At 57.0% G+C, this 9,838-nt stretch carries 20 protein-coding genes; 16 read left to right on the forward strand and 4 right to left on the reverse strand.

Features of this window, described 5'->3' with window-relative positions; all coding sequences use genetic code 11:
- Nucleotides 1-20: 20 nt before the first annotated feature.
- On the reverse strand, nt 21-446 hold the full coding sequence (locus tag QMX88_RS21625) for a hypothetical protein (RefSeq protein ID WP_282372270.1): 426 nt from the start codon (nt 444-446) through the stop codon (nt 21-23).
- Between the two features lie 362 nt (nt 447-808).
- Here QMX88_RS21625 and QMX88_RS21630 point away from each other — a divergent pair, with 362 nt between their 5' ends.
- A complete protein-coding gene (locus QMX88_RS21630; RefSeq protein ID WP_282372272.1) occupies nt 809-1,129 on the forward strand; it encodes a DUF1654 domain-containing protein in 321 nt (106 codons plus the stop codon).
- A 51-nt stretch (nt 1,130-1,180) separates the two neighbouring features.
- Here the strand turns inward: QMX88_RS21630 and QMX88_RS21635 are convergent, their stop codons facing one another.
- From QMX88_RS21635 to QMX88_RS21645, 3 genes are read right to left on the reverse strand one after another with little or no spacing between them, the layout of a single operon-like run.
- On the reverse strand, nt 1,181-1,513 hold the full coding sequence (locus QMX88_RS21635; RefSeq protein WP_282372274.1) for a hypothetical protein: 333 nt from the start codon (nt 1,511-1,513) through the stop codon (nt 1,181-1,183).
- Nucleotides 1,506-1,829, reverse strand: coding sequence for a hypothetical protein (locus QMX88_RS21640; RefSeq protein WP_282372275.1), 324 nt, complete (start codon nt 1,827-1,829; stop codon nt 1,506-1,508). The genes QMX88_RS21635 and QMX88_RS21640 overlap by 8 nt, the downstream gene beginning before the upstream one ends.
- Before the next feature lie 47 nt (nt 1,830-1,876).
- Nucleotides 1,877-2,704, reverse strand: a complete 828-nt coding sequence (locus QMX88_RS21645) for a S24 family peptidase (RefSeq protein WP_282372277.1) — start codon at nt 2,702-2,704, stop codon at nt 1,877-1,879.
- Between the two features lie 88 nt (nt 2,705-2,792).
- On the opposite strand from QMX88_RS21645, the gene QMX88_RS21650 reads away from it, so the two are divergent.
- The 15 genes from QMX88_RS21650 (at nt 2,793) to QMX88_RS21720 (ending at nt 9,757) form a co-directional block, all read left to right on the forward strand.
- Nucleotides 2,793-3,002 carry a hypothetical protein gene (locus tag QMX88_RS21650; RefSeq protein WP_282372280.1) on the forward strand — a complete coding sequence of 70 codons (210 nt, stop codon included), beginning with the start codon at nt 2,793-2,795 and terminating at the stop codon, nt 3,000-3,002.
- A gap of 30 nt (nt 3,003-3,032) precedes the next feature.
- Entirely contained in the window at nt 3,033-3,233 is a 201-nt protein-coding gene (locus tag QMX88_RS21655) for a hypothetical protein (RefSeq protein WP_045060895.1), read from the forward strand.
- A 19-nt stretch (nt 3,234-3,252) separates the two neighbouring features.
- Complete coding sequence (locus QMX88_RS21660; RefSeq protein WP_282372282.1) at nt 3,253-3,459, forward strand: hypothetical protein; 207 nt, start codon at nt 3,253-3,255, stop codon at nt 3,457-3,459.
- 91 nt (nt 3,460-3,550) lie between these two features.
- Complete coding sequence (locus QMX88_RS21665; protein WP_282372283.1) at nt 3,551-4,366, forward strand: hypothetical protein; 816 nt, start codon at nt 3,551-3,553, stop codon at nt 4,364-4,366.
- Nucleotides 4,366-5,124, forward strand: coding sequence for a Pyocin large subunit-like protein (locus QMX88_RS21670; RefSeq protein WP_282372284.1), 759 nt, complete (start codon nt 4,366-4,368; stop codon nt 5,122-5,124). Before QMX88_RS21665 ends, QMX88_RS21670 begins: the two co-directional genes overlap by 1 nt.
- Nucleotides 5,121-5,822: a replication protein P gene (locus tag QMX88_RS21675; RefSeq protein WP_282372285.1), complete on the forward strand. Its 702-nt coding sequence runs from the start codon at nt 5,121-5,123 to the stop codon at nt 5,820-5,822. The genes QMX88_RS21670 and QMX88_RS21675 overlap by 4 nt, the downstream gene beginning before the upstream one ends.
- Entirely contained in the window at nt 5,822-6,046 is a 225-nt protein-coding gene (locus tag QMX88_RS21680) for a hypothetical protein (protein WP_282372286.1), read from the forward strand. Before QMX88_RS21675 ends, QMX88_RS21680 begins: the two co-directional genes overlap by 1 nt.
- A 238-nt stretch (nt 6,047-6,284) precedes the next feature.
- A complete protein-coding gene (locus QMX88_RS21685; RefSeq protein WP_282372287.1) occupies nt 6,285-6,602 on the forward strand; it encodes a hypothetical protein in 318 nt (105 codons plus the stop codon).
- Between the two features lie 112 nt (nt 6,603-6,714).
- On the forward strand, nt 6,715-7,527 hold the full coding sequence (locus tag QMX88_RS21690) for a hypothetical protein (RefSeq protein ID WP_282372288.1): 813 nt from the start codon (nt 6,715-6,717) through the stop codon (nt 7,525-7,527).
- A complete protein-coding gene (locus QMX88_RS21695) occupies nt 7,520-7,714 on the forward strand; it encodes a hypothetical protein (RefSeq protein WP_282372289.1) in 195 nt (64 codons plus the stop codon). The genes QMX88_RS21690 and QMX88_RS21695 overlap by 8 nt, the downstream gene beginning before the upstream one ends.
- Entirely contained in the window at nt 7,707-8,177 is a 471-nt protein-coding gene (locus QMX88_RS21700) for a hypothetical protein (RefSeq protein ID WP_282372290.1), read from the forward strand. The genes QMX88_RS21695 and QMX88_RS21700 overlap by 8 nt, the downstream gene beginning before the upstream one ends.
- Nucleotides 8,174-8,329 carry a hypothetical protein gene (locus tag QMX88_RS21705; RefSeq protein WP_282372291.1) on the forward strand — a complete coding sequence of 52 codons (156 nt, stop codon included), beginning with the start codon at nt 8,174-8,176 and terminating at the stop codon, nt 8,327-8,329. Before QMX88_RS21700 ends, QMX88_RS21705 begins: the two co-directional genes overlap by 4 nt.
- On the forward strand, nt 8,329-8,634 hold the full coding sequence (locus tag QMX88_RS21710) for a hypothetical protein (RefSeq protein ID WP_282372292.1): 306 nt from the start codon (nt 8,329-8,331) through the stop codon (nt 8,632-8,634). The genes QMX88_RS21705 and QMX88_RS21710 overlap by 1 nt, the downstream gene beginning before the upstream one ends.
- Nucleotides 8,631-9,215, forward strand: a complete 585-nt coding sequence (locus tag QMX88_RS21715; protein ID WP_282372293.1) for a recombination protein NinG — start codon at nt 8,631-8,633, stop codon at nt 9,213-9,215. Before QMX88_RS21710 ends, QMX88_RS21715 begins: the two co-directional genes overlap by 4 nt.
- Nucleotides 9,212-9,757, forward strand: coding sequence for a hypothetical protein (locus QMX88_RS21720; protein ID WP_282372294.1), 546 nt, complete (start codon nt 9,212-9,214; stop codon nt 9,755-9,757). The genes QMX88_RS21715 and QMX88_RS21720 overlap by 4 nt, the downstream gene beginning before the upstream one ends.
- Nucleotides 9,758-9,838 lie beyond the last annotated feature (81 nt).

The raw sequence follows: 9,838 nt of genomic DNA on the forward strand, positions 1-9,838 counted from the left end.
ATGGGGTTCTCCGTGGATTTTCAGACCGGCGAGTCGCCGTCTGGCGTGCCGTGGGATAGGAATTCGTGAATCTTGTCCAGGCCGATGTGCTCAAGCGTGTCGTCCGGGTCGCTGTTGGCGAGAAGCCACTTGCGAACCTCTTCCTCGCCGATCTCTTGCATCAGCTCGTGCGCGCCAAGCTCCTCAACGATGTCGCAGAAGTCGATCTCGTAAAGCCGGTCGTCAAGATCCAGCTTCTCCGCGATGTGCCGCCCGTTTGCCTCGACGGTTACGTCTACTGAGCTGTTCCGATAGTTCGTGCTGACGTGCACGCTTTCAGCTTCGAATGTGATGTCCACTGGTGATCCTCCGTTCTGTTTCCAAAACGCCCGGTCGCCCAGGCGCTTCAGTGAATCGTTCTGTCCCATTGCCGCCGGGGTGGCGGTGCGCACTGCTTGCCGGGTCATTCACGCGGTCGGTAATCCTCGTCCGTCACAGGTTTCTGCCTGTGTTTCTCTGGCCCCTCAATGGCTTCGAGAGCGGACGCCGGTCGCCGGTAGAGGCAGTGCGGTCTGCTAATTGGTTTGTCGTGGTTGAGTTTTTAAAGAGCGATATCTACTCCGAGAGGCCCTTGGTAGGGGCTGATTCGTTTCGATGGGTGAAATTTAGATAACTTAACAAAGGGCGTCAACAGATATTTTAGAAAACTTAACAGAGGGCCGGCCCAAATACTCTCCGCGCGCGGGAAGATCAAGACTTACGGTGAGAGGTTTGTTGGGATAAGCTGCGCCAAAGCCTGTACATGCATACAGTAATCAAGGAGAAGCTGATGGCCCGTCCAGAGAAGAAGAAGCCCCAAGAACGCAAGCCCATGTCAGGCCTTGAGCGCCTGAACCTAAGGGTGGCGAGCATGATCAACCATCCAATCGCCCAAGATCAGATGTGGGTAACAATCCATAGGCTGGAGACTGACGGCGAGAGGGAGTGGGACGAGGTGATGGGCGCGATCGCTGAAGTGGACGGGATCGAGATGGTCTTCAACGATGAGGACTGTTCGGTCACGCTGAAATGGGAGGCTCCGTCAGAGGATGATCCCCGCGCTCAGGTGCGTGAAGAATTTGAAGCGGTAGAGGAGGCGGCGCCTTTCTGACAGGCGTAAAAAAGCCCGCTCAGCGGCGGGCCCTTTTTTCGACATTATCCGTCAGGCGTGTATGAATTTAGCAGCGGTGAATGCGATAACGGCCAAAGCGATAGCGGTGCTAATGAACCACTTCGTCTGTGAGGTAAATCCGTCAGCGATCGAAGTCTTGAGATCAGCGATATCAACCTTAGTTGCGGTCGTCTTCTCTAATGCTTCAAGCTTTGTCTCGACGCGAACAAGCTTCTCCCGGATGTCCTGCGATGTTTTTTCGAGTGCCGCAACGCGCGCTTCCAATTCTGATCCTCCTCCGCCGCCAGGTGGCTCACCTTTCCATGATGGATGTCCCTGCATCACATTTCCAGAGGAATCTTTAATGACAGGCGCGTCAGACATCCCGGGCACCCTCAAGCCTCTCAATCATGGTGATTAGCGTCTGAGCCAGCTCTTTCGCCGTAGAGATAGGCATTGAAATACCGGCAACATCAAGGCGGTGGATCTCCACCCGGCCAGATTTAATTTCAGATGGCTTATCGTCGTAGGTCTCGATTCTGGAGGTCTGGACGGAAACGGTATCCCTGCCAAAAGTCAGATGGAAAGCTTCCGCCCCGTTCCAAGACATGGTGAAAGCATCGAATTTGTCGACGTGCTCGTCGACGAAAGAGTTCGACTTTTGATGTGCGAGCTCTACGTTGTTCACTACAACACTCATGTTTATGCCCTTTTGACTTATCCGTTCCGATCGTAGGCGCAGCGAAGTCATGCTTTCCTTGCATTCCAAATAAGCAAAACCTTTGCATGAATCGTGACGTCGTCGATCCTTGCTGTCTGGTTTTCATAATGCTGATTGTCTGAGATCAGCCGGTAATTCTCTTCGTCAAGCCGCATCACGCGCTTGATGTACAGCTCCTGGTGCCAGGTCAGTACGTAGATCCCGTCACCAATGAAGTCCTGCACACCTTTGTCGACGATGACCAAGTCTTTATCGTTGATGGTTCCTTCCATGCTTTGGCCCCATCCACTGATCATGGCCAGTGCCGTCTTTGAGGTGTAGCTGACACCCTTCTCGCGAAGGATCTCTTCTCTCACCACCAGGTTACGCACTACCTCGGTGTAATCCGGCGGCACCTGTCCATGGCCCATTGCTGCCCGGATATCGTACTGGCGGATGACGATCTCTTCGTTCGTCGGGCGAAGAGCCGCAAAGTTGGCTGCTTGATAGGGCTGGCCCGTATCCACATGACTGTCTGCTTCGGCAGCGGCCGCCAGCATTGTTTCGCGCGCCCTGTCGGAAAGGTTCTTGCCCGCTTTAGAAGAAAGCATCTGCGCGACCAGATCGGCGGTCGTCATCCCTGGCTTCGAGTGATCAACCTGGTTTGAGTCGATTCCCCCGACCCCGTCTGACAGCCAGTCAGGAGAGCAGTCGAGGGCTTTCGCCAAGGCCAGCAGGTTCTTACCCTTCGCCCCATTTGTCCCGCTCACCCAAAAGCTGACCGTCGCTTTCGATACGCCGGTCAGTTTGCTGATGTCTGTCGCGTTGAGGTTGAGCGCCTTCATGCGCGCGGTAACACGGTCTTTGAATTCCATATTTAGGATTCTAAACAATTCATTGTTTAGATAACTTGCCTTGTGCTGTTAAGAACTCTAAACTCGGCGAAGACACTGGAGACAACCCATGACCTACGACGAAGCACTGAAACATTTTGGCACTGGCCGCGCTATCGGCGACGCCCTTGGCGTGACCGGCAGCCGCGTATCTCAGTGCCGAGCAACTGGCGGTTTCTCCTATCCGATGCAATGCGTTCTGGAGAAGGAGTCGAGCGGGGTGCTTATCGCTAAGCGCGAAGACGACCCAGTTCAGACGCTCAAGAAATCCGCCGCTTAAACCCATTCATCAGCCAGAGGAAAACGAAGCATGTACATGGACCCCAATCAGAAGCGCGCCATCCCGGTAAAGGTTCGTTTCGAACCCGTGCTTGATCGGATTCTCCGCAAAGCCGCCACCAAGACCCGCATGCAGCACGCGACGTATCTCTACGAAATCATCGAATGGGCCGTAGCCAACGGCGTGATCCAGGAGCTGATGCAGGACAAGCAAGAAGATATCGCGGGCTGAAGCCCCTTTGGAGGGCCAAATGACCGTTGAACTTGAAAAGCTGCCGCCGCAGACGCGGGAACAGGTGAAGGGGTTGATGAGCCGCAACGGCTGGAGTTTCAGCCAGGCCATCAACGCAATGATGGAAGCGTCCATAGCAAACGGGGCGCTTTCTGAGGTTGGAAAGAAGAAGGCGCCGGTCCTTCAACTGGTGACCCCAATGAGGGCCTCAGGCAGGGACTCTTAAGGGTAATCCAGAGGGCCTCTGCCAAATCCGAGACGAAAAAAAGCCGGGGTAGTGACCCGGCTCTCTTAAACGAATATATGCGGGACTGATAATGCCTACTTCCCAACACAGCGTCAACTACGACAGTCCGCGCCACGAAATTGCATCTCTGCAAACCGTGGCGCGTGACATATCGATGACCAGTCTTGAGCTGGTCAACTTCATCAATACCCAGCGCACAGATGGAGAGCCCGTACTCGATCACGCGGACTTCATGAAAAAGGTGCCCCGCGTCCTGAAGAAAGATGCCGGAAAATTTTCCGATATCTACCTCGACACCATGAACCGCAGGCAAAAGTGCTACCGCTTCCCCAAGCGTGAGTCGTGCCTGATGGCTATGTCCTACAGCTACGAGCTGCAGGCGGCTGTTTTTGATCATATGACCTCCCTTGAGGAAAGGCTCGCCAAGCCAGTAGCGCTGCCTTCATACGCCGAAGCACTTCGCCTCTACGCCGACCAGATTGAGCAGACGGCCGTGCTGCGCGTCGAGAATCACCAACAGGCGGCCAAAATCCACCAAATGGAAAACCTCTTCCAAGAAGGCATGACCGCGCCGCAGTTCTGCAAGAAGCTCAACGGCGTAAACGTCATGCAAGTCGGAGGGGCTCTTGAGGCCCGCAACTGGCTTTACAACGAGAGCAAGTCCGGCGTCCGCTGGCGTGTAGCGTCCTATGCCCGCGACAAGTACATGACCGAGCACGCGCACGAAGTCACTCCGCACGGCAAAGACGCCTTCTTCACTTACACGCCGGTGCTGCTGAAGAAGGGCGCCATCCGCCTATACGAGCTCTATCTGAACAACGAATTGCCCATGAAGAAAACGTGGGACGGCCTTTTCACGCATGACAAAGAGCTGAGGGCCGAGTAATGGCCGGAGATTGGATCAAAATGCGAATCGACCTTCAGACGCATCCCAAAGTATTCCGCATTGTGTCCGCATTGAAAGCGGACAGATTGCGGGTGATTGGCGGACTGCATGTCGCCTGGAGCATCTTCGACACCCATTCCGCTGATGGCGTGCTGCTGGGCTACGACTGCGATGCTATGGACGCGGTGATCGGCTGGCCGGGCTTCACTCAGGCCATGATCGACGTGCAGTGGGCCTCTATCGACGGCGATGGAAGCCTTGTGATGCCGCGCTTTGACGAGCACAACGGGGCCAGTGCCAAGCGTCGAGCCAATGACTCTGAGCGCAAGCGCAATGAACGAAAAAAACCTGTCCGCAATTTGTCCGCTTCGGATGCGGACAGTTTGCGGACCAGAGAAGAGAAGAGAAGAGAAGAGGTAGATCAAAAGCCTGTCGCTGCCGCTCCGGTGAAGGGGAAGTTCGATCCCCTGACTGCCAAACCTGAAAACGTGTCCGACAAGGCTTGGTCCGACTGGTGCCAGCACCGCAAGGAAATCCGCAAGCCTCTGACCGCCAAGAGCTGCGAGCAGCAGGCCAAGGCCCTGGTTGGTCACCCGAACCCGGATCAGGTGCTGTCCACGTCGATCTCCAACGGCTGGACCGGGATCTTCCCGGACAAGGTCACCAGCAACGTTCACCCGTTCCCGAGCCGGCGCCAGATCAACGAGCCTGACTTCGACAGCACCGAATGGGCTCGCGACCTGATGGTGCCCCAGTGAAATCCGCAACGCAGCTCATCGCGACGATGGGCAATCTGCCGCCCGCAGTGGTGACAGAGCCGGTGGTTGTCTCGCTGGAGACCGCTGAGGTGGTGAACGACCTGTTCCGCCGCCTACGGGGCATCTTCCCCGCTTGGCGTCAGGCATGGCCCTCCACAGAGGCCTTGGCAGCCGCCAAGGAGGAGTGGATCAAGGAGTTCGCCGACGAGGGCATCCGCACCCTGGAGCAGATCGAGTTCGGCATCCAGAAGTGCCGCAAGCTCAAGAAGCCCTTCGCGCCGAGTGTTGGTGAGTTCATCGCCATGTGCACGCCCGGGCCGGAAGACTTCGGCATGCCGGTATCCACTGATGCTTGGCTTGAGGCGCTGATGGGCACCTACAGCCACGAGGCGGTACGGATTGCCGCCGAGGCCACTGGCCTGTTCGACCTGCGCGCATCGAAGCAGGACAACAAGGGCCTTCGTGAGCGGTTCGATCGCAATTACACGATCGTTCTGCGCCGCGCCCAGGCGGGCCAACCACTCGACGGCAAGATCCTGACCGGCATCGGCCACGACAGCCAAAAAACTGAGCTTGAACTGGCCGACGAACTGGCCGAGCAAATCAATCAACAACGGATCATCCAGCAAGGCATCCCCGCTGACGGCAAGTCTGCGCGCGAACTGCTGATGGCGAAATTCGGGAAGAGGGCTTCGTAATGGAACATCGTAATTATTTCAAGTTGGTACCCATCGCAGTGGCCTACACGCTGGGTTGCCTGATGGTTGGCTCAGGCATCGCGGAGTACTTCATCCGCATGCACGACCTGCTTAAGCCTTACGGGCTGAACATGATCGTCGAAATGCTCGTCACTTTCCTCCCGCCTGTATTGCTGGGATCGCTCCTCATTGCCGCAGTGCTCCAGTGGAGAGCTCGTCCATGACCCCCATCCAAACCCAAACCGTAAACACCCTCAAGTCCGAAGGCTTCCAGGTCGTCGAGATCAACCGAGACATCGTAAGGCTGACGAAGGGGGCAGATGCGCGTCTTGTGCGTCGGGACGGTACGCAGAAGCGGGCCAATCACGTAGTCGCCACTGACGAGCCGCGTAAATGTCCGCATGGCCTTCGAATGAATCAATCGTGCTTCGACTGCATGAGCGTGTTGCACGGAGCGAAGTCATGAGCGAAGAAATCAACAAGTGGATTAAGCGTAACAACCGCAAGAAGCCAAAGCTCGTGCGATCCGAAGGTATCAACCACTACATCGTGTACTTCGACAAAGGTAAGGCACGTGTTGGGTTGGTTCACGACGGCATGTACACCCGCTACGGCATTTTGTGCTACGGCGCGATGCCGAATACCGACCCGTTCTACTGCTGGCAATCAGAGCCCGGCGCATGTGATGCGACCGACGTGCAGGTGATGATCGATTACCTCAACGGCGAAAGCGAACTCCCGGACTTCGATTTTTCATCGATCAAGGATGTGCGCTCATGACCACCTCCCGAATCTGGATCTGCATAGCAGCCATCACCCTGGTAGCCGCAGTAGGCACCGGGCACAGAGTTGAGACGGTGGTGAAGCCGTTGCCGGTTGGAGTTTTGTTCCGATGAAAACTGATATTCAAAATTTGGAAAAGCTGGCGAAGGATGCCGGTCCGAACGACCCGTGGTACAAGCCGGGCGATCTGCGCTATGCCGACGATAAAACCGGCGGGATACACGGCCTTGATCATCATGCTGATGACTTCATCGCTGCCGCCAACCCTGCCGCAGTTCTGGAGCTGATTGCTGAGAACGATGTCCTTTCGGCTCAGGTTAAAACCCTTCAGTCCGAGGCCAACAGCTACCAATCCGGTTACGACTCCGGGCGTCGTATGGGTGTGAAGACTGCTCTGGCCGAGCGCGACCAGCTCAAGGCCGAGGTCGAGGCGCTACGTGCCACAGTCGATCTGCAAAAACTCTTGCCAGAAGTCTCCGATGCGCTCGAAGAGCTGGAGATGCATGGGCAGCACAGCGACCAAGGCTATCGCAAGCTGCGGGACTGGTACCGCAAGGTTGAATTGGCCTATCGCGTCATCACTGCCCCCATGTTTGGGGCCGACCATGCCGAGCTTGTCTCGCAGAACACCTGGCTCCGCAAGATGGTGGGTCATCAGGCCGAACAGCACGCACCCATGGAGCCAATCGCCGATCCGGAAGGCTGGTCTCGTCGCCTTCCAGGCTATGACCTTCCGGCACTGCTGAGAGATGCAGAGCGTTATCGCTACCTGCGGACCGGGGCCTATTCGTTCGAAAACTCTCGACGGGAGGTTGTTGCTATCGAGGACCTCGATGCACCCAAAGATCAATTCCCCAGCGGCGCTGAGATGCTTGATGCGGCTGTAGACATCGCCATGAGCAAGGAGTCCGGCAATGACTGATCTCTATTTGCCTGAGCTGTACTTCATGCTCGCGTGCGGAATCATCGGGCTGAACATCGGGCTGACTCCGCGGGAAGAACTCACTCCGTTCGTGGTCTTCGTGCTGTGGATGGCAGGCCTCCTCTGGCCGATCTATCTGGCTGTATGGGCGTACCACCGGTACCTCAAGGGGGTGAAGCATGGCTGACCGAATCAGCGTGAACAGCGCCTCCAAGCTCTCCGAGGCCATCACCAAGCTCTCTGCAATGTACCGCGACAAGAAGTTCGTCGTGGTGAGCCTGCGCCCTGGGAAGGACCGCACCCTGGACCAGAATGCGCTGTGGTTCGCCTTCTACAAGCGAATCGCGGAGATGACCCAAATCGGTGACGAAGCCGACGCGCGCCGGTACTGCAAGCTTCACATCGGTGTGCAGATCCTGCTGAACGAAGACGAGGAATTCCAAAAGTCCTGGTATCGGGTCATGAGGCACCTGTCGTATCAGGAAAAGATCGAGATGATGGGTGGCTGCAAGCTCTTCGGCCCGGACGGTTTCCCGGTGACCAGCCTGTTCAATCGCGCCCAGGGCGTCGCGTACACCGACCGGATCGTGGCTGAGTTTTCAGGCAAGGGCGTTTTCTTCGGGGATCTGCTTGGGGAGAAGGCTGCATGAACTACAGCAAAGCATTCAAAGTTATCGCGGGCCTCGCGCTGATTGTTGCCGTCACGGCTTACACCCAAACAAGCACAGTGCACGGCGCTGTAGTGTTCCTACTCGCCTTCGTGACTTTCCTGATTGGCTATTTCGCTGGGGAGGAGATCTGATGGGCCACCAATTCAAGCCGGGAGATCTGGCGGTAATTGTAGGTGCAAATTTCCTCACCCAGAACATCGGTAAGGTGGTCGAGCTCAGCGCGTTTGTCGAGAACGGAGACCTGTACGCCGGACCGGACGCACAGCTCTATAGGCACGCCGATATCGGATGCTGGATTGTTCGCGGCGAAGGTGTCGAGTTCCGCACCGACTGCGGGACTTATGAGGGTTTTGGCATCTGCGAGCCAAGACATCTCATGCCGCTCCCTGGAAGTCCAGCATCCGAGCAAGCTCAGACCCGCGAGGTGTCCGCATGAGCCTGGCCACCAAGAACCCTCGACCGAAGAAGTGCAAGGTCGCCACCTGCAGGACCTCATTCGTGCCTACGAAGAGCTTTCAGACCTGGTGCAGTCCTGACTGCGCTGTGGTGATCGTTCGTACGAAGCAGGCCACCGAGCGGAAGTCGTTCGAGCAGCGCGAACGCCGCGAGATCAAGGTCCGCAAGGAGAAGCTGAAGAGCAGGGCGGACCATCTCAAGGACACACAGCACGCCTTCAATGCGTGGATCCGTGAGCGAGACGCCGGCCAGCCCTGCATCAGCTGCGGAACCACTGCAGACGTCCAGTACTGCGCCGGCCATTACCGCACGACCGCTGCAGCCCCAGAGCTCAGATTTGAGCCATTGAACGTACACCTGCAGTGCAACCGCAACTGCAACATGGGTCAGTCCGGGAATCTGCTGGGATACCGGCCCCGCCTGATCGAGAAGATCGGCATCGAGGCTGTGGAGTGGCTGGAAGGTCCACATGAGCCGAAGAAGTACACCATCGACGAATTGAAAGCGCTCACAGCCACCTACCGGGCCAAGACCCGCGAGCTCAAGGGGAAAGCAGCATGACCTATCGAAACGTTGTAGCAGCAGTCGTGCGCGCCCTGGCGGCCGAAACGATCAACAGCGCGGGTGGGTGTGATTTTGAGCCCAAGGTTCAGGTCGCCAAGCAGAAGGGCGAGATTGTCGGCAAGGAAGCGGCGTTCCTTCAGGACTGCTGGGTGTTCGGCCGATTGCACAAGGGATTGAGCCCGGCGCACTGGCGGGCATTGGTGGCGAAGTTCTCGACGCACGACGAGCGCAAGCATGCTGCCATCCTGGAGCTGATCAAGGTCGTACGGTCCCCGGCGCCCCAGCGCTTCCGTGAGTGCGCGGTTCTGACGTGGGCCATTCCTCAGGTGGCAGGCAAGGAGGGTAAGAGGTCAGTCGCGGTGCTGCCGGCGGGTTGGTACGACATCACCAACTGGGACAACGACGGCAAGCCGGAATCAACCAGGTACCGGTGGCGTTCGAGCATCCGCAAGGGTCTGGAAGATCAGGTGAATGACGCGCTAATGGCCGCTCAGGAACTGCTGGATTCAGAGGGCCTGATCGAAAGTTGCGCGGCATAGCGAAAAGCCATTGCAAAGAGTGAGAAAGTGAGAGAGCATAGCCCCATCCTGTTATTTCTACGTGCGTAGGGATAGCAACAA

The organism is Pseudomonas sp. PS02290 (assembly GCF_029960075.1).
In the GTDB taxonomy this organism is placed as follows: domain Bacteria; phylum Pseudomonadota; class Gammaproteobacteria; order Pseudomonadales; family Pseudomonadaceae; genus Aquipseudomonas.